Source organism: Calditrichota bacterium (assembly GCA_013112635.1).
Classification (GTDB): domain Bacteria; phylum Calditrichota; class Calditrichia; order Calditrichales; family J004; genus JABFGF01.
Genome location: JABFGF010000001.1, coordinates 367,627 through 394,445, shown reverse-complemented (window position 1 = coordinate 394,445; position 26,819 = coordinate 367,627). Strand labels below are relative to the sequence as shown.

Below are 26,819 nucleotides of genomic sequence, written 5' to 3'. Positions count from 1 at the left end.
TCCTAACTTTCATAAGCATTTAATTGATTCTGTTCAATTATAGCGGGTTCAATTTCTTCTCTTGTATTTGCTTTTTTTAATTTAAATTTAATGTTATTTGTCAAGCTTAGCATCGCAGGAATCATTACTAAAGTAAGTGCAGTTCCAACAAGCAATCCATAAGCCATTGAAATTGCCATTGGCGACAAAAACTGAGCGTGAGAACTTGTTTCAAAAATTAACGGAGCCAAACCAAATATTGTTGTAACCGAGGTAAGGATTACGGGACGAAATCTGTTTAACCCCGCTTTTGTTAATGCTGATGTAAAATCGAGGCCACTTCTTAAATATCGATTGAATGCATCTATAAATACAAGGGAATCATTTATTACAACACCAATTAGTGCAATTGCCCCGAAACCGGAAAGTATGCTAAATAAATATCCTTGAATAAAATGCCCCCATAAAACTCCAATAAATGAAAATGGAATTAGAAAGTAAACAATAAAGGATTGTGTAAATGATCTGAATGTAAAAACAACCAGCATAAACATTAACACTAAGAATGAGGGAACAATTGCCAGCATTGAATCGACTGTTTTTCCCGATTCACGACTTTCACCTTCCATTGACCAGGTTACATCAGGAAACTTTTCTTTTAGTTCGGGTAGAACATCAGTATTTATTTTGGTTGTTAAATTGGTAACAGAAATATCTGTAGTTGTTACATCTGCTTCAACTTTAATTACTCTTTGTCCATCAATGTGCCCAATACTTAAAACACCGCGTTCAATTGAAACATCAGCAAGTTCACTAAGTGGAATTTGCTTGCCATCTGTTAACTTTATACGCATATCTTTTAACTTAGAAATAGTAGAACGGTCATCTTCTGAATAGCGCACCCAAATTTTAACTTCATCTACTCCACGTAAAATTCGCTGAGCTTCCTTTCCATAAAATCCACTTCTTACTTGAGACATTACTTCAGAAGTTGTGAGTCCAAGATTATAAGCATTATCATTTAGCTCCAATTTTACTTCTCTTAATCCTGGAGGATTATCATCAACCACATCTTTAAGATCAGAAATCAGTCTCAGTTCATTTTTTAATTCTTCTTTTGCATTATTTAGTTGTTCCAAATCATAACTTTGCAGTGCTATTGAAACAGGCATTCCAAATCTACTTCCACCTCCAACTTGTAATTTATCAGCACCTTCAATTTCTCCAATCCTTTCTCTTAATTTGGCTTTTATTATTGAATTATCCCATTCACGTTCCTCCGTTCCAACAGCGACCAATGTAACATTGCCAACATGTGTTCCGCTAGGACCTGTTTGTTTTGTGACAGATTCAATTAATTTTTCCTTATTTGGATATTCTTCTACATACTCTTCGTTTAATTCCCAAATTTTCGACTCAATATATTTCAGCTTTTCATCTGTAATAGTGTCACTTGTACCGGCCGGCATTTCTAACGTGATACCTACATTATTAAATTCTATTGAAGGGAAAAACGTGGTTTTGATTATGTTTCCTTGTAGCGCACCATAAGTAATTATGAACAGAGCTGTCGGAATTGTTAAGATTACAACAGGATGTTTAATGCAATAATTTAAAATCGGTTTATATATCTTATCGCGTAAAACAAATAACATTCCCTCAAATTTTAATAATATTATATTTTGCTTAACTTCTTTTCCTTTTAAGGCCTTTGAGTGTGCAATATGAGCAGGTAGAATTATCATGGCTTCTAACAGACTAAATCCAAGTGTGCCGGCAACAATAAAAGCCATATCTGTAGTATTATCTCCCATTTGTCCATCAAGGAAAAAGAATATCAAAAAGATCAATATCGTTGTAGAAACACCTGTTGCCACAGATGGCAGCACCTCCAGGGTTCCATTAACCGCTGCTTTTATAGGCGTTTTACCTTGTTCGTAATGGCTGTAAATATTTTCAGCCACAACAATTCCATCATCAACAAGAATACCAATTACTAAGATCATGCCCATTAAGGACATTACATTTATAGTAAGTCCATAAGCTGTGGCAATAGCAAACATTCCTAAAAATGAAAGTGGAATAGATATTGAAACCCAAAATGATAAACGAGGATTAAGTGTTAATCCCAAAATTAACACAACTAAAAATATTCCAACAACACCGTTGCTTGTTAAAATATCAATTCTTTCTTGTATAACTTCCGAGCCATCTCTTAAAACATCTACATTAACATCTTCATATTTTTCATTAAACTCACCAATATATTGTCTTACTGTTTCGGTGATTTCAAAAAGATCTTCCTGGTTGGTTTTTTGAATTTCAACCGTAACAGACTGCTTCCCGTTATAATAAATGCGGTTAGGATCTTCTTCCCATTTTTCATTAACATCTGCTATGTCTTTTAATCTAATTACAAAACCATCTGTTGTAGTTTTTATAATATGGTTTTCAAGATCTTCGGCATAATACTTTTTGTTATCTGCTCTAATTTGAAGCTCTTCTTTTTCTCCCTTAATTTTTCCACCGGTTACTTTAACATTGGCAGCTGCAATGGAAGTAGCCGCTTCATCAAAAGTAATTCCGAAAGCTCGCATTTTTTCTTCATTAAAGCTTACTTCAATTTCTTCATCCGGAAATCCTGCTAAAGAAATTTTAGATATGCCCTCTTTTGCTAATAATTCTCTTTCTATTTTTCGCGCGTAAGTTTTTAGATCGCGCAAATCAACATTCCCATTTACTGCTAAGCTTATTACAAACTCACGAGGTTCTTGTTTAAATACATTTAGCTGTTCCATTCCCACCGGAAACGAACTTATACTATTAACATTACTTTGAACATCCTGAATAACTACATTTTCATCTGTTCCATATTCCAGTTCAACCATAATCGTTGCGACATTTTCTGAAGAAGTGGAAGTTGTTCTTTCTACTCCGGTTGTTCCTTTTATTGCATCTTCTATTTTGGTTACAATTCCTTCTTCAATTTCTTCTGGTGATGCGCCGGGATATGAAGCGGTTATTGTTATATATCTTACATCTGAATCCGGGAAAAATGTTGTTTTCATTGTCATGAATGAGAAAAATCCAAACACTATAATCAGCGTCATTACGGCATTTCCCAACACCGGATACTTAACAAAATATTCTATAATTTTTTTCATCTTATTACCTTAATTTATAGTTGGTTCAATAACTACAAGAGAATCATCTTCTAAACCTTTTACATAAACATAATCTTCACTACGATCATATATTTCAACTTCAATTTCCTTCTCAACATTTTCTACTTGTACTTTCACAATGTTGTTGCTGATCGCGTCTTCAGGTAGTTTTGCCAGCGAAGTATTTGAGTTTGTTTTTAGCTCTGCACTTAAAAACATTCCATCTTTTATTTTTTTATCAGAACTTTGAATAAATACTTTTACACTTTGAGTTTCAGAATCAATTTTCTCATTTATTCTAACAAGTTTACCCTCTATAGTTTCCTCACTTCCAATTGATTTTAGCTCAACCATAGTTCCTATTTTTAGTAAATTAATCTCGCTTAAAGAAATAGCAGCTTCCATTTCGAATAAAGATGTATTGATAAACTCACCAAGTTTTTGCCCGTTCATCACGAGCGTGCCGGGATTAATATTTGCTTCTGTAACTATGCCAGCGAAGGGAGCTTCAATTGTATATTTATCAAATGTTGCTTCCATGCTTTTAATATCATAGTACAATTTGAAAATGTTATTTGAGGCTAAATAGAAATTTTCTCGTTCTGATTCTGCTTTAGGAAGATTTTCAATGGGCGCTTCAATTTTGAACTCTCTAAGATACTTATCCCATTTTGCATATTCATCTGGAAAATCGAATTTAAGATCTGGCAAGAGTAATGTTAGCTGATTTAAGAAGCTACTCTTTTGTGATTTCAAGGTGTTTTCATAAACATCTGAGTTAATACTTAAAAGTGTTTCACCTTTTGAATATTTTTTTCCTTCTTTAAATTTTATAGAATTTGTTTCCAACACTCCGGAAACTTCAGAATATAGGTCAACTTTTTCAAAAGCATACATTCTTCCGGTAGTGTTAATTGTTTTTTCGTGAATTTCGTTTTTTACTTTTATTGTTTCTTTTGAAACTGTTTCTTGTATTTCTGGTTTCTTTATATCTTCTTTATTTTGACTACCAAGAAAACCACTTATTACCAGAGCACTTATTATCAACGCTGCTCCAATTAAAATGCTTTTTAAGTTCTTCATTTTTTCTCTCCTTAATAAATTAATTCTTATTTAATTTTTTAGACAACCGTCTTATTTCTTTTATTCACTCAAGGAGAAAATATGGAATGGGTGTAAATACAATATTTCTGATTTGTAACAGTTTGTAACAAGAGAAAACCTAAGAAAGGTTTGTTTAATTGTGGTTTAAAAAGCAATGTAAAAAGGTAGCCTGTCCGATTAATAAACCGGACAGGCTTGTATTGCGGGATTTGGGTGGGATTATTTACGCATTATTTATTTGACATACTCATTTTTGTGTTTATTGCATTTGGTATTATAAACTTTACTTCCGGATTATAATGGCGGTAAATACGGTATATTTCAAGTAGGACCAAAGGAGTAAAATGCACCAGAGCCGGGCCAATTCCTCCATCAGTTTTTAATGCCCAATGTAGCGCCGCAAAAATTGCCGCCGGATAAGTGAGTCTCTGAATTTTCTTCCAGGTATCAAAGCCGGCATTTTTTACAGATGCGTTATTGCTCATTATGGCAACAGGTATAAGAAGCAGAAAAGAAATCCAGCCAAAGATATAGGTTATTTTGTTCAAATCGGCAAAAATGGTGGCCAGATCAAAATTGAAAATTATATAAATACCAAGATGAACCATTAAATATATGAAAGAGGCAACACCCAACGTTCTTTTATTTTTTTGCAGAAATTTCCAAAAACGATTTTTGGGGAATAGCAGCCTGACTGGCGAAATTAGTAGGGTAACAATCAAAATCCGGGCTGCAGCTTCACCGGAAATGTGGATTAATTGTTTATATGTTTCTTCAGACCAAGGGTAGGCAAAAGCTTGCGTCAATATTGGTAGGGAAAATATAGTGAGAGCAGCATATAAAATAACATTTGTCCATTTCAATTTTTTTACCATGATTCAATCTCCATTTGTTATTCCATCTTATTCATACAATTTGAATTTTTATTCTGATTTTATATTTAAAGGAAATTTAGGGGTAAGGTGTAAATACATTATTTCTGGACTGTAACAGTTTGTAACAGGTAATTATAGAGACTGAAAAAAAAGTGAAGAATTGATACTTGAGTTGCTGAAGGGAAAAATAAAGGTGAGTTCTGCGTTCACCTCAAGGAACCAGATGAAAAAAACCGTAATCCTGGACTTGTTTCAGAATCCTATACCTGAAATATTAGATTCTTTGGAAGGACTCCTTCGAAGAAATGAACTTTAGGGTGACGATGTAATTATTTTTTAAATTTTAAATATACAGTGGTACCAACATTCAGTTTACTGGAAATATCAATGGTTCCACCATGGGCTTCCATAATTTGCCGGCTCATATTCATACCCAAACCATAACCGCCCGTTTCCTTAGAGCGAGATTTGTCTACCCGGTAAAAAGGTTCGAAAACAAAAGGGATTTCTTTTTCAGGAATGCCCTGTCCAAAATCCTGTACTTCAATGGTGAGCTCATCACTTTTTTCGCGCAAGGATACTTCAACAGGATAATTATCCTGCTTGGAATATTTCAACGCATTGTCAATAATATTTCGTAGCAAAATACGAATACGTTCAGCATCGCCATTTATGATAATTGAATCTGGCAAATTCAAGATTTTCAGGCCCGGTTGGCGATCGGAAAATTCAGAGATAACTTCTTTAATAATTTGATTTAAATTTATCTTTTGTAATTGCACGCCACCATGAGAACTTTTGAGACGTTCGGTTTCCAATATTTCAGTAATCATTGTCTCCATTTCTGTAATATCTTCTGTGATGTTCTTCTTCACATTTTCATCTTCAAGGAATTCAAGGGCAACTTTTGTTCTTGTAAGTGGTGAGCGCAGTTCATGGCTTACATCCAGTAAAAGCTGATCTCGGGCATGGATACGCTCTTTAATACTTCGGATCATATCATTAACTGAGTGTATAAGTTGTCCCAATTCATCATGTCGATCTGTTTCAATCTGCAAATCAAAATCACCCTTACTTAATTTTGTTATGCCCTTATGTAATGTTCTTATAGGGTTTAATTGCCAGCGTAAAACCAAATAAATTATAAACAAGAATAGAGTTGTAAAAAACAGGCTAATAAATAGATTTAACTCCATTCTATATTTGAAACCTTCTTCGCGGCGTTCCATTGCAAATAAATAGTGGATATCATTTATCTCAATATCCACAAATAGCCCTTTATCAAATCCTACACGAATATTTTTCTCTTTATCAAACTCCGAAATATTTATTTCGTCAAACTCGCGCATGTCATTGGTACTTTTCCAGTTCAAATCAGGGCCTTCTATCCTGATACCAATACCATTTTTTAATGCAACCCGTTTTGCGATAAGCGTATCTGGTGGCGTGCCAATTTCATTAACTATATAATTTGCATAATTGGAAGAGTTCTGTTGAATTTGAATAAAATGAGCACTTTTAAAAAGATATCTGAAGAGCAAGGCTTGCGATGCTGTAAAAACTATATAACTAGCCAAAAAGGTTAATACGATTTTAATAAATAGAGATCTTTGAATTTTTTGGAATATCCTAATCTTCATTCTCTTCTCCAATAAACTTATACCCCGATCCCCAAACAGTTTTAATAAATCTTGGATTTTTAGGATCATCGTTTAGTTTTTGCCGCAAACGACTAACCAGAACATCAACAGATCGGCTGAAGACATCCCATTCAATACCTCGCAAATGGTCTAACAAATTATCACGGTTCAACAGTTTCCAGGGGTTGTTAACAAATAAAGAAAGAATTTCAAATTCTGCGGTGGTTAATTCAATTGGATTGCCATCAATGGTGGCACTGTGTTTTCGGAAATCTACAGTCAAACTTCCAAATCTTTTTATTTCGGGTAAAGCCTGTGTTTCGCCCCTGCGTAGAACAGTTTGCATACGGGCCACCAATTCACGTGGCTCAAATGGTTTTGGTAGATAATCATCCGCCCCGAGTTCTAATCCAACGATACGGTCTGTGACCTCGCCACGTGCGGTGAGCATGATAATAGGTGTGCTTGAGTTTTTACGGATTTCTTTGCAGACTTCAAAACCTTCCATATCAGGCAGCATAACATCGAGGATAATCAGATCCGGTGGTTCCTGTTTAATTTTTGCCAATCCTGCATGAGGATGATCGACTGTGTCAACTTCAAATCCGAATTTTGCCAAGTAGCCTTTGAGCAGTTTATTTAATTTTTGATCATCATCGATAACCAATATTTTTTTATTCATTTTCTTGAATCCACTTTGCTCAACATAAACATGTCTGATAATAATGCATATACGTTAATAGTATATTTCACAAATGTAACAAATTGTAACAAGGATTAAAGTTAAGAAGGAATTTAGCATTGGTTCGCTAAATGGGCAACAAATGAAGTTGATGGTCAAAAAAAATCCCGATCGAAGTGACCGGGATTATAAGTGGAGCTGAGCGGGATCGAACCGCTGACCTCTTGAATGCCATTCAAGCGCTCTCCCAACTGAGCTACAGCCCCATATATTTTGTTTGATGCTATTTTAAAATCTAATCCTTTTTAAGAAGCTCTCCCAATCCCGAAATGGTCAAAATCTATGATTTTGCAACCATTACGAGGATTCTCGGAAAAACATGAAATCTAAGATTTCGGTTTTTTCGGAACTGAGCTACAGCCCCATATATTTTGTTGCTATTATTATAAAATCTAATCCTATTTAAGAAGCTCTCCCAATCCCGAAATGGTCAAAATCTATTATTCTGCTACCATTACGAGGATTCTCGGAAAAACATGAAATCTAAGATTTCGGTTTTTTCGGAACTGAGCTACAGCCCCAAAAATTTTGTTTGATGCTATTTTTAAATCTAATCCTTTTTAAGAAACTCTCCCAATCCCGAAATGGTCAAAATCTATGATTTTGTTTCCATTCCGAGGATTCTCGTAAAACTTGAAATCTTCGATTTCGTTTTTCGGAACTGAGCTACAGCCCCTTTAAAAATGAAGTGTGAATTTAAAATGATATTTTGTTCTAAGCAAAACTATTTTAAATATTTTTTCAGGGTATTTACAAAATTTTCAATGTCCTCATGTGTTGTATCAAAAGAAGCCATCCAACGCACTTCTCCCCATTCCTCATTCCAGACATAAAAGAAATATTCTTCCTGCAATTTTGGGATTATCTCTTTTGGGATTTTAACAAAAATGGCGTTTGTTTCCACTTTCTGAGTTATTTCAACTCCCGGCAAACCAGAAACCTTTTCAAAAAGAACTTGTGCCATTTTATTGGAATGGGTAGCATTCTCTTTCCACAAATCGGATTGCAAAAATGCATCAAACTGAGCAGAAATAAAACGCATTTTGGAATGAAGCTGCATTGCCTGTTTGCGAACATATTTAAAATTTTCCGCAAGACTTGGATTAAAAAAAATAAGTGCTTCGCCAAACATCATCCCATTTTTATTACCACCAAATGATAAAACGTCAATGCCACAATCTAAAGTAAATTCACTAAAATTTATATCCAGAGCCACCGCAGCATTTGAGATCCGTGCACCATCCATATGCAGATAAAGATTGTACTCGTCTGCAAGTTGACGTAGGGCTTTTAATTCATCAATTGAATAAACTGTACCCAGTTCAGTTGGTTGAGAAATTGAAATAGCTTTTGGCTGACTATGATGTTCAAAATCAAATCCAAATAAAAAAGGCTTTATTTGTTTAGGAGTTAACTTCCCATCAACTGTTGGAATATCAACAAGTTTTGCACCGCTAAATCGTTCCGGGGCGCCACATTCATCTACATTTATGTGGGCTGTATTAGCACAGATGACAGATTCAAATGGCCGACACATGCTGCCAATAGCCAACACATTCGCACCTGTTCCTCCATAAACAAAGAAAGGCTCAACTGTTTCCCCAAAATGTTTTTTAAAAGTTTTTATTGCTGATTCAGTAAACGGGTCATCACCATAACCAACCACGTGACCAACGTTACAATCATTTAACGCTTGCATTATTTTAGGATGAACACCGGCATTATTATCGCTGGCAAAAGATCTTTTATTCATAACTTTATTTATTGAGCCGCCCTAAAAAGGTACTCTTAGATTTAAGGGTTAGATTTTCAACATATTTTTTAAGGCTGAATTTTATGGCTGTAAAAGCAATTTCATCCCAAGGGATCTGGTCAACTGTTATCAGTTTACATTCAAGGGATTCTGTTCCCGGATCAAAATAAGCCGAAGTCATATTTGCTAAATAAATTGCATAAACCTGGTTTGCCTGGGGCAAACTGTATAAGGAATGTAAGCGTTCAATTTTCACTTCTGCGCCGGACTCCTCTAACGTTTCCCTTAGCGCACCCTCCTCGACCGTTTCACCATTTTCCATAAAACCTGCAGGTAACGTCCAAAGTCCATATTTTGGCTCTATAGCCCGTTTGCAGATCAAAATCTTGTCATCCCAAATTGGGAGGCAGCCAACAACCATTCTTGGATTTTGATAGTGGATTACATGACAATTGTCGCATACAAATCGGGCATGTGTGTCGCCTTCAGGTATTTTTAAGGAAACTCTGTTTCCACAGTTACTGCAATATTTCATAGAACTGATTCTCGATCAGTGGGTCATTATTTTTCTTGATTTGTTTTAATTTAATTTTGTTCTATTCTCAAACACCTTAACCAGTGTTTCAACACCTTTTTTGTCTTCTTCGGTAAACCTCCCAAGAGACGGGCTGTCAATATCAAAAATTGCAAAAGTTTTATTATTAATAATAACCGGTATAACAAGTTCGGAATTGGAAGCGCTGTCACATGCAATGTGACCGGGAAATTCATGGACATTCTCAACAAGAATTGTTTCCTGCTTTTCAGCTGCTGATCCGCAAACCCCTTTTCCCCATGGAATACGTACACAGGCCACTTTTCCCTGAAAAGGGCCAAGAACCAATTGATTTTCCCTGGCAATATAAAACCCGGCCCAATTTATGTCTTTCATTTCCTGAAAAACAAAAGCCGACATATTTGCCATATTGGCAATCATATCGGTTTCATTTTCGAATAGAGATTTTAACTGTTTTTCTAAAAGTTTATAGTCCATTTTAGGCGGCAATTATTGGCCTGAATTTATACCCATATAATATTGGTCCTTTGGGGCCGTCTTCATAAATTTGACGAACAACCATTTCCACTTTCATACCAATCTCAATATCAGCAGGAAGCACGTCCGTAAATTGAGCTGTAATCCTTACGCCCTCTTCCAGATCAATCAACCCAACCGAATACGGGGCAATATGATCAAACCGATCGGGTGCCTGGTAAATTGTGGTATGGCTGTAAACTGTTCCCAATCCTTTAAAGTAATGCTTTTCGCAATTTCGTGATTTGCATTTTGGACAAACGAGTCTAGGAGGAAAACTTAAGTTTCCACAATCAAGACATTTTTTTCCCTGTAAGCGATAACGTTGATTTTTTAAACGCCAATACCGTGGGATATCCATCCTATCTCCTCTTTATACTATTCTTTTTAAAATGGTTGTAATTACTGTTGCGCCACTCCCACCAATATTCTGGGTCATGGCAATATTATTATTTTCTACCTGAACTTCTTTGGCAACATCGCCACGCAGTTGTTTTGCCGCCTCAACCACCTGATAAACTCCGGTTGCACCGACAGGATGGCCACGACCTTTTAAACCACCACCGGTTGTTAATGGTAAACCACCTTTAACACTAATGTCGGTTTTATTAGCAAATTTTATGGCTTGTCCCTTTTCAGCAAAACCGCTTGCTTCCAGAGAAAGTGCCGTAATTATACTAAAAGCGTCATGAAGCTCAAAAAAGTCTACATCTTTTGGTTTTATATCTGCAAGATAATAGGCTTTCTTTACGCTGCGTTCAACACCTTTTAACCAAAGAGGATCCTGTCGGTTATCAAGTGCCAATGTGTCTGTTCCAACTTCACAAGCTAATATTGAAACGGGCTTCCCTTTAAACTGCGAAACATTTTCCATTGCACATACAATAACTGCGGCGGCGCCATCGGCAATTGGACTAGAATCCAGCAGGTTAATCGGGTCGGCAATTAATTTTGATTTGGCATACTGCGCATCTGTGATCTCATAGCGGAACATAGCATTTGGGTTGTGCACAGAATTTTTATGAGCATTTACCGGAAAAACTGAAAAATCACTTTTGTTAAACTTATACTCATGCAGGTAACGGCGCATTAGCAAAGCATTAATCCCTACAAAGCTTAACCCCATTGTTGTTTCATAATCAGCATCAGCGGCTGTGGCAAGTGCGGCAGTACTAAATTTCCCTGAATACTCGGTAAGTTTTTCAACTCCAACAACCCCTACTGTATCCATCAATCCTGAAGATACAGCTTTTACCGCCATGCGGATTGCAGCAGCGCCTGAGCCACAGGCAGCTTCAATTTTCATACCTTCTACACCATCAAGACCAGCATAATCCACAACAAGTGAACCTAAATGTTCCTGCTCGCTTAAAGCCCCACTTAACATATTACCCACACAAACGCCGTCAACCGTTTCAACTCCGGCATCATCCATAGCGTCGCGCAAGGCTGTTACAGCCAAATCCCGTAAATTACTTTCCCAATGTTCGCGGACGGGTGTCTGTCCCAATCCAATAATTGCTACTTTTCTCATTATAAACCTTTAAGCTGAAATTTAATTAAAACTTTGGTTACGAAAATCTAATTTCTATTTATGAATTTTTTTACGCCAACGCGCATATTTTCCATAAGTAATTTTTATGGATCGATCAATATAATCTTGTGTTAAGGGAGCTCTTTTTACAGCATCAATAATTTTATCCGTAACCACAAAACTAAAAGCATCACTGCCTGCTCCGGAGCCAAAACTTGCAATTAATATCCTGTCACCGGGTTTTGAATAATCCAGAATATCGGTCAGCCCCAAAGGTGAAGCACCCGCGTAAGTATTGCCAATATATGGTGCCAACAAACCATGTTTGATTTGTTCCTGGGTAAATCCAAGCTGTTTGGCAACTTTTTGTGGAAATTTTGTATTTGGCTGGTGAAAAACTGCTGAAGTAAAATCTGATGGTTTTAAATTTAATCCATCAAGCAATTTAGTAACGGAGCCGGTAATATGTTTAAAATATGCGGGGTCGCCTGTAAAACGATTTCCATGCTCAGGATAATGTTGATAAGCCCTTCTAAAAAAATCTGGTGTATCGGTTACAAAACTGTAAGAACCTTCCAAAACGGCCAATGATTCCTCTGCAGGGCCAATTAGAAATGCTGCTCCACCAGCTGCTGCCGTGTATTCCAACGCATCGCCCGGACGCCCTTGTGCTGTATCCATGCCAATAGCAAGTGCATATTCACCCATTGAGCTGCCAACAAAAGCACTGGCTGTCTGCATTGCTTCTGTTCCGGCTTTACATGCAAATTCCATATCGGCTGCAACTATATCCGGCACAATTCCTAATACTTCAGCAACCACGGTTCCAGATGGTTTTACAGCATAAGGAGGAGATTCTGATCCAACCCAGATAGCACGAATCTTTGAAGGTTCAATCTGTGCTCTTTTTAAAGCATTTTGAGCTGCTTCGATTGACATTGTAATTGTATCTTCATCTTTGCCCGGTACACTTTTTTGTTTTACCGGCAAAAATAATTTATCCTGCCCGTCACGCCACAATTCAGATATTTCTGTTGCGGGCAACCTGTAGACAGGGATATAAGCTCCATAGCCGATAATGCCGACTTGCCTGGATGGTATCATTACATCACTCATTCGAGTTCCTTAGTTTTCTTTTAAATGCACTTATGCTAAAAATTTTATTAATTATTTTACTGCTTTTAGTTTTCTCAAACCACAAATGTATTGCCATTCAACCGATGTTACTCTTTGTATAGAAAGCCGGTTTCCTTTTTGAACAAGTCCCATTCTATGTAGCGGGGCGTGGGATTTTAACTCTGTCAATGTTACAGGTGCATCAAATTCTTCAACAGCTTGGATATCAAACATCAACCAGGTTGGGTTGTCTTTATTACTTTTGGGATCAAAGTATTTATGGTTTGGGTCAAATGCATAAGAATCAGGATATGATTCTTTAGTTACTTTAGCTATGCCTTGAATAGCCATTGGTTTTACAACGCTGTGATAGATAAATACAAGATCCCCCATCTTAATTTCATCACGTATTAAATTCCGAACCTGATAATTACGAATACCTTCCCACATTGTCGATTTATCGGGCTCATTTACCAAATCTTGCCAGGAATATGTATTGGGTTCTGTTTTTGCTAACCAGTACTTCAACGTACTCTCCCTTTTTAGTTTGAAAAATTAAAGCTGAGATTTATAATTTCAATCAGCTCAATGTTAAACTTTATCAAATTAGAAATATTCCTTTTTGATATTTAAAACTGATAATTATAAATATTCTTATTTATTGACATTATCCCACTTTGAAACATGATCTCCTTCACGGATATCCCATTCCTTTGCTGAATAATCCTGGTCACTTGTTGCAGTTAACACCCAGTATGCAAATTGGGCAACCCGCTCGGATGTTTCCATACTTTTGTCATTAAACATATCGTGAAATTTTTGTAAATGCGGATTTTTTTCCAGGCTTGCTTCTCTGATATCTCCCTGCATTTCCGTATCGACAATTCCCGGCCTTAATGAAGCAGTTAAAATTTTCTTTTCACCAAATTCTGCATTAAACATTTGATAAATCATTAGCAATGCTGCTTTAGATGTACAATAGGCTCCCCAAGATTTTATCGCAAAGTGAGCTGCCCCGGAAGAAATATTTAAAATCCTGCTGTTTCCAAGGTTTGGTAACAGCGCCTGCGTAAGAAACAAAGGAGCCTCAACATTTATAGACATTACTCTTCGCCATTCTTCTAAACTGATATTTTCCAAACCTGTTATTTTGCCTAGCACAGCTGCATTGTGGACAAGAAACCCTATCTGTTTTTCTCTAACAGAATCTTTAATCTTTTTACGGTCTTCCTCATTAGAAATATCAGCTTTTAAGATATCAATTCTATCAGGAAAATAACTTTGAGTTTCTTTTAGTTTGTCAAGACGACGGCCAACAATTAATACTTTGTGTCCATTTTGGGCAAGAATATTGCAAATTGAACGGCCAATTCCTGTGCCACCGCCTGTAACTATATTTATTTTTTCCAAGAATCTTATTCCTTAGTAGGGGAAAATAGTATTTATTAATTTTTGTTTTTCTTTTGTATTCAATTGATTTGGTTTCTGGAAAATATGGTTTTCAATTTCCTTTTTTGAAAAGCGAAGATTTTGCAATCCATTTAAAATTTTTCGGATTTGAATTGGACAATCCAGATAATCAATCTGAACGACTAAACCATTCTTTATCTCAAGTATTGCTTTAAATTCAAATTTCTGATCTTCAATATTTACATTAAATCCAGGGGTTCTTCCCCAATTCCATTTCCAGGTGTTGAATTTATTTTCAGCAAGACCATTTATTTCAGCCCACTGAATTTGGTTAAATTCTACATAACCTTCAAATGAAAATGCCTTCAAAATTTCATCAGCCAGGCTATTTCTAAAATCCGTAACCGGAATTGCTTTTTTCAAAAACTCTGAAATATTTGTCACTTTGCTTCTAACAGATTTTGTACTTTTTGATTGAATATTATTAATGGCAGAACTCAATGTTTTGCTAACATTTTGAAGATTTGCATCAAATAACAAAGTCCCATGACTTAAAAGCCTGTTGCGGCTTGTAAATTGGGCATTTCCTGAAATTTTTTTTCCTTCAACAATGATATCATTTCTATGATTTATTTTAGCAGGAACCCCAAGTCTGTTCAACAATTTGATTATTGGGTTTAAAAATATTTTATAGTTATTAAAATTCTCTTTAGTGTTTTCAGTTATAAAGCTGAAATTAATATTTCCATTTTCATGATATACTGCCCCGCCTCCTGAAATCCTTCTAACTATTTCAATATTTTTCTCATTGCTAAAAGTAATATTAACTTCTTCAAAAGGATTTTGATTTTTACCAATTATTACTGATGGAGAATTTGAATATATAAAAAGATAGTCTTTGGAAATATCAAGATTGCGAACAGCAAATTCTTCAATCGCGAGGTTAATTTTTGGATCTTTTATTTCTGGAGTTTTTATTAAATACAAAGTTAATTGTTGGATTCCTGGAGTAATGGCATATTGTAATTACAAAAAACCATTAATTCATTTTCCAAGACCTTTTTGATGATATGGAAATTTATAATGCGCCCTTATAACAACCTATGCAGACGCATCATATTTGTGCCACCTTCTTCTGAAGAGGAGCCTGCTATTATAATTATTTTATCTCCTGCGCTGGCTAAATTATTGACTTTCAGATGTTCTTCCAAAACCTCGAGACCGTGTGATATTTCAAAATGCCCTTTAATCTGGCTGGGAATGACTCCCCAATATAATGCCATTTTTGTAAAGGATTTATCATCTTTAGTCAATGCGATTACAGGAACTTCCGGGCGATACTTTGATAAAACCTGAGCAGTAAAACCTGATTCTGTAAACACGACAATAAACTTTGCTCCGATATCCTGAGCACTAATATTTGCTACATGACAAATTGAGCGGGACGAAGAAAGGAGTGAATTGCCTGGTGACCGTCTTTCCGCTTTTAATCTGAAATATCCACCCTTTTCAGCTTCACGGATTATAGAAGCCATTATTGAAGCTGATTCCAACGGATATTTCCCGAAGGCTGTTTCCCCCGACAACATAACCGCATCTGTCCCATCAAAAATGGCATTTGCTACATCAGATGCTTCAGCACGCGTCGGAACAGGATTAGCCATCATCGAATCCAGCATTTGTGTAGCTGTTATTACAGGAATGCCTGCCGTCATGCATTTTTCAATTATCATTTTTTGTACAACCGGAACTTTTTGAGCGGAAATTTCTACACCCAAATCACCACGTGCAACCATCACAACTTCAGTTTCCATGATGATTTCATCGATATTTTCAACAGCTTCAGGCTTTTCAATTTTTGCAATAATTGGTACGGGATCCTCGCCCATCATCTTTTTTAGATCGCGGATATCTTGTGCTGTTCTTACAAACGACAAAGCAACATAGTCAACACCGTGCTTAAGCCCGAATTCTAAATCATTAATATCTTTTTTTGTCATTGATGGTTCTGAAACTTCAACGCCCGGAAGGTTTATTCCTTTTCGGTCATACAAAATCCCGCCAATTACAACCTCGCAAAATACCTCGGTTTTGGTTGTCTTGTTTACTTTTAACTGGATCAGACCATCGTTGATAAGAATATTGTCATCTGGTTTTACATCATTTGGCAGGTTTTTATAGGATGTCCCCACTAAGTATTGAGTACCCGGGACATCATCGGTAACAATTGTAAAAAGCTCTCCAGGCTTTACAGTTACGGGCCCTTCGGCAAAATGCCCAATTCTGATTTTTGGACCCTGTAAATCCATTAATATTGCAATTGGCTTACCTGTCTTTTTTGAGACTTTGCGGATCAATTTAATATTTGCCAAATGCTCTTCATGAGTTCCATGAGAAAAATTTAAACGGGCAACGTCCATTCCGGAACGCGCCAGTTTGGTTAAAATTTCCTCGGTATTACTCGTTGGTCCAATTGTACATATTATTTTTGCACGTTTTTGCATAAACATCTTTGTTAAATAAAACTATTTTTTACTAATACTACCTTGATCGTACAAAAAATAAAAACCTTTTGCTAAAAGCGTTATTCGATTTGCTTTAAAAAAAACTATTTTTGTTCACTCTGAAATATCGGTTTAATATCAACCGGAATATCAGAGAGCTTGTCAACTAGTTTTGTCATCACATCCGACATAACTATGTATTTTGCCATAATTGCTTTGGAACCTTCATAATCGCCATTTGCCTGAATCATTAACAATTCGCCAGCCAGAGATTTGAGTACTTCTTTAATCTTGGAATAATCAATATTTAGTTTTTCTGTTTTCTCATCAAAAGTGTATGCACCATTTTCATATAAATAATTGAAGATTAAAGCATTACCACCGCCATGTGCTTCATTTATACCAAACCGAATCGAGCGAAAAATTCCCGCAAGAAAAGAAGGCCATATCTCTTTTTCAAATTCTTTAGGATAAACGCCTTTCTCAATCATTAAAAGATTGTTATACATGCCCAATACATCAGCCTTACATTCTTCGATTGTAGAATAGGTTTCTTTCAATTCAATTTTTACTTCGGTTTTGTTGCCATCTTTAATAATTTTCCCGGGTCCAATGCCATGGGTCATTTCGTGCATTAGTGTGTGGTTAAAAAAACCATCAAATGTGACATTGGGAATTTCTTTTTCATTTAAAATGATTTTGGCAATTGGAATAACTTGTTTCTCAAATTTCGCTTCATGAAGGCTTTTTAACATAACCTTTTTTGAACCTTTTGCTTCACGAACCCGCTCATCATTTGGCAAATTAAAGGCGATTGTCTGGATGCCTGCTTTTGTATCACCGGAATAAAGAACCTCTTGCACAACAACAATTGGCGATTCCGATCCCCTGTTAAAGTTTTTGTGTTCATCAGGAATAGGCAAATGTTTTTCCATTTCATTCAAATAACTACCAAAAATTTTTAATTTTTCACTTTCCTTGGGGTCACGGATGGTGAGAAAACATTCAAAGGCTGCTTTGTAATTGAACATTTCATCTTCATAAACTTCATAAGGGCCTATAACAACCTCAATGCTGTGGTCTTTTAAATCCATCCAGGCCATATCACTTTCAAAATAATCATTTGTTTCAAAGGCTGTTGCACGTGTTTCAAGATATCTTTTTAAAGTTGGATTATCAGCATACTGAGCAGCTTCGCGCAATAATTTTGTTGCCCGGCCAAGCGGTTCTTTGTAATACTCAGAATATGGAATCGCGACCAATTTATCATCTTTACGGCGAATAACTGTAAACTCGGAAACAAAGCTATCCCTATCTTCCGGATGATCATCAATCCATTTTTCAAACTCTTCTTTTGTCATATCTTCAGGATAATAGTTTGCACCTGCCGGTTTTTTATAATCCCCGTAAAATGCTTTGTTATGGTCAAGACGATCAAATGGACCATACATTACCTCAAAATATTTCAAAACCTTTTTATCATTCTCATTACTGGAGTTTTCAAGTTTAGTTTTAATTTCCTTGTTTTTACTAAAAACCTGTTCAAGAAAAATCTCATCCATAACTTTAGCTGCTTCAGTTAATAATGAAACTACTTTTTTCTGCCGGTCATCTAAAATGGATTCATCATATTTAAGTACAGTCGGTGAAAATTGGGCTACTTTTTGATCAAGCATACTTTGCGTTTCCTGTTTTTTTTGACACGCTGAAAAAATAATACTTAGAACTCCAGCCACCAATAGTGTTTTCTTCATGATATCCTCATTATTCTGTTATTAATAAAAGCAAACATACAACAACCTTAATAAAAATTCTACTTCATTTGAAGCCGAAATTCAATGATATTTTGTACTTATCTGTTAGACACTTAAAAATTAATTCTCATATTATTTTATAAAGATATTTTTTTTTACCGTTTTTGTATAAATTAGCCGATTAAAAAATTTAGGAATTTAAAAATAAGGAACTGAATGAACGTTTTTAACAATATTTTAGAAGCAATTGGCAACACACCAATTGTTAAAATAAACAAAATGCTTCCGGACTCCCAGGCAAATGTTTATGCTAAGTTAGAATATTTAAATCCCGGTGGCAGTATAAAAGACAGAATTGCCAAACATATTATAAACAAGGCGGAACAGGACAGCCGTTTGCAAGCCGAGGGTACAATCGTTGAAAACACCTCTGGCAATACAGGCGCAGGATTGGCCATGGTAGCAGCAGTAAAAAATTATAAAGCTGTATTTACAATTCCGGACAAAATGAGCTCTGAAAAAATAAACTTCATGAAAGCTTTTGGTGCAAAAGTTGTTGTTACGCCTACAAATGTCCCGGCAGAATCACCGCAAAGCTATTATGAAACAGCCAAAAGAATTCACCAAAATACTGACAATTCATTTTATGTAAACCAGTATCATAATCCTGATAACCCGGAGGCCCATTACAAATACACAGGTCCTGAACTTTGGGAGCAAATGGATGGAAAAATTGACTACTTTGTTGCAGGGATTGGTACCGGTGGAACTTTAAGCGGCGTAGCAAAATTCTTAAAAGAAAAAAATCCGGAAATAAAAGTTATAGCAGTTGATCCAATTGGGTCTGTTTTTTATGACTATTTTAAACATGGAAAACCTGGTGAACCAAATGTGTATAAACTTGAAGGTATCGGCGAGGATATGATGGTTGATGCCATGGATTTTAATGTCGTTGATGATATTTACCAGGTGAGCGACGAAGATGGTTTTGCTACATGCCGCAGTTTAGCGCGTCAGGAAGGTATTTTTGGTGGTGGCTCTTCGGGTGCAGCTGTTTGGGGTGCTTTGCAGGTTGCTAAAAATCTTCCTGCTGATAAAAATATTGTCACAATTTTACCGGACACCGGTTTCAGGTATTTGTCTAAAGTTTATAATGATGAATGGATGCGGGATAATGGCCTGATCAAAAATGACAATACAAGCATATTGGGCGAACTTATTGAAAAGAATCCAAAAAAACTTACCACTACAAATAGCCAGGCATTGATCAAAGATGTAATCAACACAATGAAAAGAGAAAACATTTCTCAGATGCCTGTTATTGATGATAAAAAAATAATCGGCCTAATTAGCGAATCAGCAATTCTGGATTATATGCTTAGCAGTGGCTCCTCATCGGCAAATACTATTGCACAACTAATTCAAACGCATTTTACAGCAGTTGATTATAATGTCCCGGTTTTCAAAGTTCTGGAAATATTAAAAGCCGGTGAAAATGCTGTGTTAGTTATGAAAGATGACAAGCTAATTGATATACTGACAAAAATTGATTTGATTGACTACTTAAGCTAATACAGAATTGTAGAATTTGTTTAGGGGCATTTATATAAATAGCCCCTTTAAAATTTTGATTCTACTTTAGTGAGACATTTCAATCATTATTATTTGAAGTAGCTCACACATTCTCTAATAATTTTAAAATATTCTTTTAAATAGGTTCACTTTTTCTTACTTTTACTGCTCAAAAAAATAGTTTTATTGTGATCACAAAATTTATTTATTAAGAGTTGTAAAAAAACGCCGATTTTGTTGCATTGACCCTGAAAAATCTGCAGGGAAAAAATCCCAAAAATTTATTTGGAAAATTTAATGAAATTCAGAATTATATTTTTTCTCCTTTTAACATCCCTATCAATTTCTCTTGCACAGGATAAACGCAAAGTAGCTATTATCCCTGTAAGTAATAATGGCAATAGTTCTATTGATTGGATTTCGGGTGGTTTAGAGTATCTTTTAAATAATAAGCTTTCTGTTTTATCCGGCTTTTATGTTATAGATAAAAACTCTGTTAAAGCAGCCCTGAAAGAAATTAAGTACAGCAAAGGTGCTTTAAGTGAAAGAAGTGCTTCACAAATAGGACGGCTAACAAATGCCCATGTTACAATTTCCGGGACATATGTAGATTCAGCTTCTCAGTTAAATTTTGAAATCCTATACCACAATACGGAAAATGGCAAACTAATCTACAAGGAAAAGATTTCAACATCGAACAACAAATTGGTTATAGTAGCCGATAAAATTGTACAGCAGTTGTTACATATTTCCGGTGTTCCTGTTTCTTCTTCAGAACGGGCCCTGATGAATCGCTCACTTACCAAAAACAACAAGGCATTCGAAAGCTTTATCAAAGCCTACATGGAGAATAACAAACCAAATCCCAATAGTAATATTGTTATTGGTTTATTCCGGGAAGCAATTGCAAAAGATAAGAATTTCTGGGAGGCATATTACAATCTTGGAATTCTTTACTTCAATTCTAAACAGTATAAACAGGCCTTAAATCAGTTCAATAAAATAATAAAAGCGCTTCCAAATTTTGACAAACCATATTATGGCCGTGGTCTGATTTATGAAAAAGAAAAGAAATATGATTTAGCCCTGGCCGACTTTAAAAAGGTAACTGAATTTAATCCAAATGATCCAAAGCCCTTTTATTATATGGGAAAAATAAGCATTCTGGATAAAGACTACACCAACGCCAGAAAATATCTTAATAAATCAACCGATATAAATCCTGACTATGCCCCAGCCTACTTTGAATATGGCAATTTGCTGACTGCCCAGAAACAAATTCGGAAAGCAATTCCTGATTATCGCAAAGCAGTTGAGCTGGATCCTTTTAATAACAGATACAGACAAACATTGGGTGAAGTGTACTATCGCTCTCAAATCTTTTACAATGCTTTAATAGAGTTTCAAGCCATCCTTAGCAGGGATCCAAATAATGCTGTGGCAAATTTTATGAAAGGCGTCACCATTTATAAACAAGCTGTTCTGGAAGAGCTTGTTGAGGCATTTCTTGATTTGCTGGATGAAAGTACAAATGGGAAAAAAGCAAGCAATGAAAGTAAATTTAAAAAGACAACAGGGATTGATCCTGTAAAAAAACGTAAAGTTTACGATGATATGGTAAACTCGTTTACAAAAGCATCACAGGCAAGGCCGAAGTTTATGCAGGCTACTTTCAACCTTGCGCTAACCTATCTTGAAATGGGGAATTTTAATTTAGCTGAAAAATATTTCAAAACTACAATTCTTATATCTCCAAATCTTATAAAAGCGCATACAAAACTTGCTGAAGTTTATGAGAAAACCAAACGCCTTCCACAGGCAATTGAACAGTATAAAAAAGTATTTTATATAGAACCTGCTATTTTTGTACGTAAACCAACACTTGGCCCGGAACATCAGTACAGAAATGTTTTAGAAATATTTTTAAGGGAACTTGATACAAAGATTAAGCGAAACCCGAATGATTCAAAATCCAATATTGTATTGGCAAAGGTTTTTCGCGCTCAAGGGTTTAATGGTAAAGCAGCAAATATTTTAAGAAGCATTTTAAATAGAAATCCACGCCATTCAGAAGCTAAAAAACTTCTGGCACGAATTGAAAAAGGACAGAGATAATCTGTCCTTATATATTTTTCAATCTCTCCAAATAAGCATTATAATTCTTTTCAATATCTACAATTGTATCCCGTCCAAATTTTTCCATAAATGCATTTGCCAAAACAGGTGCTACTACATTTTCTGCAATTACTGAACATGCCGGGACAGCTGTAACATCACTACGTTCTACATGTGCTGTATACGCTTCTTTTGTTTTCAAATCTACTGAGTATAAAGGTTTCATTAATGTTGGGATTGGTTTCATTGCGATACGAAGAACAATATCATCACCTGTGCTCATTCCGCCTTCAATACCACCTGCATTGTTTGTTTTCCGCGAAAATTTTCCTTCACCATACATTATTTCATCATGCACTTTAGAACCCGGTGTGCGTGCTGTATCAAAGCCCATTCCCACTTCAACCGCCTTAACGGCTTGTATTGACATTAAAGCATGGGCAAGCTGCGCATCCAGTTTACGATCCCATTGAACGTAACTTCCAAGACCTGGTGGCACATTTCTGATTATCACTTCAATTATTCCGCCGGCTGTGTCGCCATCTTCTTTTGCTTGATCAATAAATTTGATCATTCGTTGTTCTGCTTTTTTATCAAGGCATCTTACTGGTGATTTGTCGGCCATTTCCGAAATATTTTTGCCGGAAGGAATCTCATCAATAACCCCTTGCTCTGCCTTAACAGGACCCAACTCTACTACATGGGAATAGATCATAATATCAAATGCATAAAGCAATTCCCTCGTAAACGCACCTGATGCAACCCGTATTGCTGTTTCTCTGGCGCTGGAACGCTCCAATACGTTTCGCATATCACCAAAATCGTATTTCATCGCACCGGCTAAATCGGCATGGCCTGGCCGTGGTTTGGTTACTTCTTTTTTTGAAACACCCTCCTCTATGGCCATAATTTCCGTCCAGTTTTTCCAGTCTTTATTGCGCAACAAAAAACTAACCGGGCTGCCAAGCGTTTTCTTAAAACGAATTCCAGACAAAATTTCTATCTGGTCTTTTTCAATTTGTTGACGACGTCCCCTGCCATATCCCTGCTGACGGCGTGACAGCTCCTGGTTTACACGCTCTAAATTTATATCAAGATTTGCGGGCAAGCCTTCAACAATACCTACTAAACCGGGGCCATGTGATTCCCCGGCAGTTAAATAACGGATCATATTATTTTCTTTAAATTTGAGTTATGGAGTTAACTGTTTTAGCGTAAAAGCTTAATCTTCTCGATCAGGGCATCAACCATTTCATCAGTCGTAGCATTACCACCCATATCCGGGGTTAAATGCTTTTTCTCTGATAAAAATAACACGGTAGCTGCCTGTATTCGATTCGCTTCTTTTTCCAAGTCCATATGACGAAGCATCATATTTGCAGATAAAATAGTAGCTAATGGGTTTGCCATTCCTTTTCCGGCTATATCCGGCGCACTGCCATGGACAGATTCAAAAACAGCAATAGACTCCCCAATATTTGCACCTGGAACAACTCCAAGTCCACCGACTAACCCAGCTGCTAAATCTGAAATAATATCGCCATATAAGTTCCCAAGTACCATTACATCAAATTGTTCCGGGCGCATAACCATCTGCATGGCGCAATTATCAACAATAATTTCTTTATATGTAATTTCCGGGAATTTTCCTGCAACTTTACGTACACTGTCCAAAAACAGGCCATCGCTTTTTTTCATGATATTGGCTTTATGAACAGCATGGATGGTATGGCGTCCTTTTAATTTTGCCCATTCAAAAGCAGCCTTGGCTATCCGCGTTGAAGCTTTCTCCGTAATAATTTTCAAACTTTGAGCAACACCAGGTGCTATGTCATTTTCTAAACCGGCATATAAATCTTCAGTGTTTTCCCTAAATATAACCAAATCAATTGGTGTCCGGTGAAAGGATAATCCCAAAGCTGAGCGCACTGGACGAACATTTGAATATAAATCCAGCTCCTTTCTTAGTCCGACATTTACGGACGTAAATCCACCACCAATTGGAGTTGTAAGCGGGCCTTTTAATCCAATTTTATTTTTACGAATTGACTCGACAGTTTCATCAGGCAAAGTGGTTCCATATTTTTCAACTGCCCCGGCACCGGCATCCATAATTTCCCAATCAATTACAACTCCGGCGGCGGCAATAACTTTTCTTGCTGCTGAGGTGACTTCCGGTCCAATTCCATCACCAGGAATTAATGTAACATTATAAACTTTTTGTTTTCCAGACATAGCTTCTCCATATGCGATTTTTCTATAAAGCGCATTAAGTTAAATAAAAATGATCTTTTTAAACAGAATAAATTTATGTCCTGTGAATATTGTTTTCTTTAGTTTTATTTTCAGTTTTGAAAATAAAATATAAAATTGAAACATGCTTTAATAATTCTTCTTTTATTGTCGAAATAATTTAGCTCTATATTGTTACTTTTATTTAGTTTACGCTTTTCACATTTTTACAGGAAATTTAATGAAAGTTATTGAGCACCTTAGCAAGGCCAAAGAACCACTAATTAGTTTTGAAATAATTCCACCCAAACGCGGTGGTGATATTAAAAGCCTTCTGGCATTAGTAGACGATCTTGCGCAGTATAAACCTCCTTTTATTGATATCACAAGCCATGCAGCAGAGGTTATTTATGAGGAAACACCAAAGGGGATTAAACGGAAGACAAAACGTAAAAGACCGGGAACGCTGGGCATATGCGCGCTAATCCAGAAAAAGTATAATATTGATGCAGTTCCTCATATTTTATGCCAAGGATTTACACGCGAAGAAACTGAAGATTTTTTGATAGACCTGCAATACCTGGAAATAGAAAACGTTTTAGCCGTTCGTGGGGATGATACTGTTAAACCTGTTCCAGATGGCCGCACAACTAATTCTTACGCTGTTGACCTTGTTCGACAGGTAAATGATATGAATTCCGGTAAATATCTTGAAGAAAACTTACTAGATGCGCGCCCTGCTCAGTTTTGTGTAGGAGTAGGTGGTTACCCGGAAAAACATTTCGAAGCCCCTAACCTTGATACGGATATTTTATTTCTTAAAGAAAAGATTGATGCCGGTGCTTCATATATTGTAACGCAGATGTTTTATGACAATAATAATTTTTTTGAATTTCAGAAAAAATGCAGGGCTGCGGGAATTACCGCACCAATTATACCAGGTTTAAAAATATTAACCCGTAAAACAAATCTTAATTCAATCCCGAGAAATTTTTATATTGATTTACCTGCCGATTTGACCAAAGAAGTTATGAAGTGTAAGGGTAATGATGTACATGAAGTTGGCGCTGAATGGGCTGCACAACAAGTTAAGGAACTAATTGAAAGTGGTGTTCCTTCCATTCACTTTTACGTAATGCAAAATTCCAAAGCAATTAATTCTCTCATGAAAAAATTATCATTTTAGTTAAGGTATATTCCCGCAATTTTCTCAACAAGAGAAAAAACCGATGGCTTATTTCTATTGGTAAGCACAATAATTGTTAATAAGTCTTCGGGAAAGCGTTGGATAGAGTTCCTAAAACCACTGGTCGAGCCATTATGATGTAAACGGCGATGCCCTTCAAGTTGATCAATACGCCAGCCAAAACCGTAAATATTATCCGGCGAATCAATTACTACAGCTGGCGTCCATGCTTTTTGCAAAGATTCTTTTGAAACAAGTTTCTCAGAATAAAGAGCCTGATCCCATTTAAATAAATCTTCAACCGAAGAATAAATTCCACCATCTCCTAAAACAGCACTAGTCCTGCTTTGGTCACCAAAGATAAAGCTACTATCAATCTTGGCATCAGGTTCAACGATTTTATAACCATAAGCCCTGTTTGGAACTAATGAGATTCCCTTTTCATATGCGATTGTATTATTCATTTTCAAAGGGCGGAAAATATTTTCCTGTAAAAATTGTGCAAATGGTTTCTTACTTATTTTTTCAATTATCATTGCTAAAATGGCATAACCGGAATTGCTATAGCGATATTTTGATCCGGGTACATGATAGGTTGAATCTTGTGAAATCATCATCTGCAAGACTTGTGCATCTGAGACTTGTATAGTTACAGAATCGGCAAGCAAACTTTCATAGGCGATTAAACCGGAAGTATGCTGCAATATCTGTGTAATAGTAATTTTTTTTCCATATTCAGGGAACTCTGGAAATATTTCTGTTAAGGTATTTTCATATTTCAGTTTTTCCCTTTCAACAAGCATCATTATGCACATGGCAGTAAACTGCTTTGTGAGTGAGGCAAGCCGAAAGTTTGTGGTTGAATCCACTTTTGTTTTCTTTTCAAGATCAGCCAATCCATACGATTTCTTTAATTCCGTCTTTCCTTTTATTATTACAATAACCGATGCTCCGGGGTTGTTACCGGTATACTCGGAAAACAGCTTGTCCACTTTTTGCTCATTCGAGCTTATACAAGCGTTAATAAAAAGAGCACTTAAAATAATTAACAAATATTTTTTCATTTA

The 26,819-nt window shown here is 36.0% G+C and carries 22 protein-coding genes and 1 tRNA gene; 3 read left to right on the top strand and 20 right to left on the bottom strand.

Going from position 1 to position 26,819, the window contains the following annotated elements; translation table 11 throughout:
• Positions 1-2 precede the first annotated feature (2 nt).
• The 17 genes from HND50_01840 to HND50_01760 form a co-directional block, all read right to left on the bottom strand.
• Positions 3-3,143 (bottom strand): efflux RND transporter permease subunit, encoded by a 3,141-nt coding sequence (locus tag HND50_01840; GenBank protein ID NOG43943.1) that lies wholly within the window; start codon positions 3,141-3,143, stop codon positions 3-5.
• Positions 3,144-3,152: 9 nt separating this feature from the next.
• Positions 3,153-4,226, bottom strand: coding sequence for an HlyD family efflux transporter periplasmic adaptor subunit (locus tag HND50_01835; GenBank protein NOG43942.1), 1,074 nt, complete (start codon positions 4,224-4,226; stop codon positions 3,153-3,155).
• 251 nt (positions 4,227-4,477) lie between these two features.
• Positions 4,478-5,122 (bottom strand): iron reductase, encoded by a 645-nt coding sequence (locus HND50_01830; GenBank protein NOG43941.1) that lies wholly within the window; start codon positions 5,120-5,122, stop codon positions 4,478-4,480.
• A 329-nt stretch (positions 5,123-5,451) separates the two neighbouring features.
• Positions 5,452-6,762: a HAMP domain-containing histidine kinase gene (locus HND50_01825; GenBank protein ID NOG43940.1), complete on the bottom strand. Its 1,311-nt coding sequence runs from the start codon at positions 6,760-6,762 to the stop codon at positions 5,452-5,454.
• Positions 6,752-7,444 carry a response regulator transcription factor gene (locus HND50_01820; protein ID NOG43939.1) on the bottom strand — a complete coding sequence of 231 codons (693 nt, stop codon included), beginning with the start codon at positions 7,442-7,444 and terminating at the stop codon, positions 6,752-6,754. Before HND50_01820 ends, HND50_01825 begins: the two co-directional genes overlap by 11 nt.
• Before the next feature lie 193 nt (positions 7,445-7,637).
• Positions 7,638-7,710 (bottom strand) — tRNA-Ala (locus HND50_01815).
• Positions 7,711-8,228: 518 nt separating this feature from the next.
• Entirely contained in the window at positions 8,229-9,257 is a 1,029-nt protein-coding gene (locus tag HND50_01810; protein NOG43938.1) for a low specificity L-threonine aldolase, read from the bottom strand.
• Between the two features lie 4 nt (positions 9,258-9,261).
• Positions 9,262-9,792 (bottom strand): NUDIX hydrolase, encoded by a 531-nt coding sequence (locus HND50_01805; GenBank protein NOG43937.1) that lies wholly within the window; start codon positions 9,790-9,792, stop codon positions 9,262-9,264.
• 45 nt (positions 9,793-9,837) lie between these two features.
• Positions 9,838-10,290, bottom strand: a complete 453-nt coding sequence (locus tag HND50_01800; GenBank protein ID NOG43936.1) for a GAF domain-containing protein — start codon at positions 10,288-10,290, stop codon at positions 9,838-9,840.
• 1 nt (position 10,291) lies between these two features.
• Positions 10,292-10,690, bottom strand: a complete 399-nt coding sequence (locus tag HND50_01795) for a Zn-ribbon domain-containing OB-fold protein (protein NOG43935.1) — start codon at positions 10,688-10,690, stop codon at positions 10,292-10,294.
• 12 nt (positions 10,691-10,702) lie between these two features.
• Entirely contained in the window at positions 10,703-11,863 is a 1,161-nt protein-coding gene (locus HND50_01790) for a thiolase domain-containing protein (protein NOG43934.1), read from the bottom strand.
• 54 nt (positions 11,864-11,917) lie between these two features.
• Positions 11,918-12,979: a hydroxymethylglutaryl-CoA synthase gene (locus HND50_01785; protein ID NOG43933.1), complete on the bottom strand. Its 1,062-nt coding sequence runs from the start codon at positions 12,977-12,979 to the stop codon at positions 11,918-11,920.
• 51 nt (positions 12,980-13,030) lie between these two features.
• Positions 13,031-13,507, bottom strand: coding sequence for an EVE domain-containing protein (locus HND50_01780; protein NOG43932.1), 477 nt, complete (start codon positions 13,505-13,507; stop codon positions 13,031-13,033).
• Positions 13,508-13,633: 126 nt separating this feature from the next.
• Positions 13,634-14,389 (bottom strand): SDR family NAD(P)-dependent oxidoreductase, encoded by a 756-nt coding sequence (locus HND50_01775; protein ID NOG43931.1) that lies wholly within the window; start codon positions 14,387-14,389, stop codon positions 13,634-13,636.
• Between the two features lie 12 nt (positions 14,390-14,401).
• Positions 14,402-15,376, bottom strand: a complete 975-nt coding sequence (locus HND50_01770) for a lipoate--protein ligase (GenBank protein ID NOG43930.1) — start codon at positions 15,374-15,376, stop codon at positions 14,402-14,404.
• A gap of 104 nt (positions 15,377-15,480) precedes the next feature.
• Positions 15,481-16,893 (bottom strand): pyruvate kinase, encoded by a 1,413-nt coding sequence (gene pyk / locus HND50_01765; GenBank protein ID NOG43929.1) that lies wholly within the window; start codon positions 16,891-16,893, stop codon positions 15,481-15,483.
• A gap of 104 nt (positions 16,894-16,997) precedes the next feature.
• Positions 16,998-18,647, bottom strand: coding sequence for a peptidase (locus tag HND50_01760; protein ID NOG43928.1), 1,650 nt, complete (start codon positions 18,645-18,647; stop codon positions 16,998-17,000).
• A gap of 216 nt (positions 18,648-18,863) precedes the next feature.
• Between HND50_01760 and HND50_01755 the strand changes: the two genes are divergently transcribed.
• The gene (locus HND50_01755; protein NOG43927.1) at positions 18,864-20,219 is read left to right on the top strand and encodes a pyridoxal-phosphate dependent enzyme; all 1,356 of its coding nucleotides are present in this window, start codon (positions 18,864-18,866) and stop codon (positions 20,217-20,219) included.
• A gap of 297 nt (positions 20,220-20,516) precedes the next feature.
• Entirely contained in the window at positions 20,517-22,334 is a 1,818-nt protein-coding gene (locus HND50_01750) for a tetratricopeptide repeat protein (protein NOG43926.1), read from the top strand.
• Between the two features lie 7 nt (positions 22,335-22,341).
• Here HND50_01750 and aroC read toward each other — a convergent pair whose 3' ends face one another.
• Both aroC and HND50_01740 read right to left on the bottom strand, forming a co-directional pair.
• Positions 22,342-23,502: a chorismate synthase gene (gene aroC / locus HND50_01745; protein NOG43925.1), complete on the bottom strand. Its 1,161-nt coding sequence runs from the start codon at positions 23,500-23,502 to the stop codon at positions 22,342-22,344.
• 41 nt (positions 23,503-23,543) lie between these two features.
• Positions 23,544-24,569, bottom strand: a complete 1,026-nt coding sequence (locus tag HND50_01740; GenBank protein ID NOG43924.1) for an isocitrate/isopropylmalate dehydrogenase family protein — start codon at positions 24,567-24,569, stop codon at positions 23,544-23,546.
• Between the two features lie 238 nt (positions 24,570-24,807).
• Between HND50_01740 and HND50_01735 the strand changes: the two genes are divergently transcribed.
• Complete coding sequence (locus HND50_01735) at positions 24,808-25,752, top strand: methylenetetrahydrofolate reductase [NAD(P)H] (GenBank protein ID NOG43923.1); 945 nt, start codon at positions 24,808-24,810, stop codon at positions 25,750-25,752.
• Here HND50_01735 and HND50_01730 read toward each other — a convergent pair.
• Positions 25,749-26,816, bottom strand: a complete 1,068-nt coding sequence (locus tag HND50_01730; GenBank protein ID NOG43922.1) for a beta-lactamase family protein — start codon at positions 26,814-26,816, stop codon at positions 25,749-25,751. The genes HND50_01735 and HND50_01730 overlap by 4 nt on opposite strands.
• Between the last annotated feature and the right edge of the window lie 3 nt (positions 26,817-26,819).

What these genes read in the sequence shown, in the direction of transcription:
- HND50_01840 (NOG43943.1), bottom strand. Translation starts at nt 3,143, where the DNA reads ATGAAAAAAATTATAGAATATTTTGTTAAGTATCCGGTGTTGGGAAAT.
- HND50_01755 (NOG43927.1), top strand. Translation starts at nt 18,864, where the DNA reads ATGAACGTTTTTAACAATATTTTAGAAGCAATTGGCAACACACCAATT.
- HND50_01825 (NOG43940.1), bottom strand. Translation starts at nt 6,762, where the DNA reads ATGAAGATTAGGATATTCCAAAAAATTCAAAGATCTCTATTTATTAAA.
- HND50_01835 (NOG43942.1), bottom strand. Translation starts at nt 4,226, where the DNA reads ATGAAGAACTTAAAAAGCATTTTAATTGGAGCAGCGTTGATAATAAGT.
- HND50_01830 (NOG43941.1), bottom strand. Translation starts at nt 5,122, where the DNA reads ATGGTAAAAAAATTGAAATGGACAAATGTTATTTTATATGCTGCTCTC.
- HND50_01805 (NOG43937.1), bottom strand. Translation starts at nt 9,792, where the DNA reads ATGAAATATTGCAGTAACTGTGGAAACAGAGTTTCCTTAAAAATACCT.
- HND50_01730 (NOG43922.1), bottom strand. Translation starts at nt 26,816, where the DNA reads ATGAAAAAATATTTGTTAATTATTTTAAGTGCTCTTTTTATTAACGCT.
- HND50_01760 (NOG43928.1), bottom strand. Translation starts at nt 18,647, where the DNA reads ATGAAGAAAACACTATTGGTGGCTGGAGTTCTAAGTATTATTTTTTCA.
- HND50_01810 (NOG43938.1), bottom strand. Translation starts at nt 9,257, where the DNA reads ATGAATAAAAGATCTTTTGCCAGCGATAATAATGCCGGTGTTCATCCT.
- HND50_01750 (NOG43926.1), top strand. Translation starts at nt 20,517, where the DNA reads ATGAAATTCAGAATTATATTTTTTCTCCTTTTAACATCCCTATCAATT.
- HND50_01785 (NOG43933.1), bottom strand. Translation starts at nt 12,979, where the DNA reads ATGAGTGATGTAATGATACCATCCAGGCAAGTCGGCATTATCGGCTAT.
- HND50_01790 (NOG43934.1), bottom strand. Translation starts at nt 11,863, where the DNA reads ATGAGAAAAGTAGCAATTATTGGATTGGGACAGACACCCGTCCGCGAA.
- HND50_01795 (NOG43935.1), bottom strand. Translation starts at nt 10,690, where the DNA reads ATGGATATCCCACGGTATTGGCGTTTAAAAAATCAACGTTATCGCTTA.
- HND50_01800 (NOG43936.1), bottom strand. Translation starts at nt 10,290, where the DNA reads ATGGACTATAAACTTTTAGAAAAACAGTTAAAATCTCTATTCGAAAAT.
- HND50_01740 (NOG43924.1), bottom strand. Translation starts at nt 24,569, where the DNA reads ATGTCTGGAAAACAAAAAGTTTATAATGTTACATTAATTCCTGGTGAT.
- HND50_01820 (NOG43939.1), bottom strand. Translation starts at nt 7,444, where the DNA reads ATGAATAAAAAAATATTGGTTATCGATGATGATCAAAAATTAAATAAA.
- pyk (NOG43929.1), bottom strand. Translation starts at nt 16,893, where the DNA reads ATGCAAAAACGTGCAAAAATAATATGTACAATTGGACCAACGAGTAAT.
- HND50_01735 (NOG43923.1), top strand. Translation starts at nt 24,808, where the DNA reads ATGAAAGTTATTGAGCACCTTAGCAAGGCCAAAGAACCACTAATTAGT.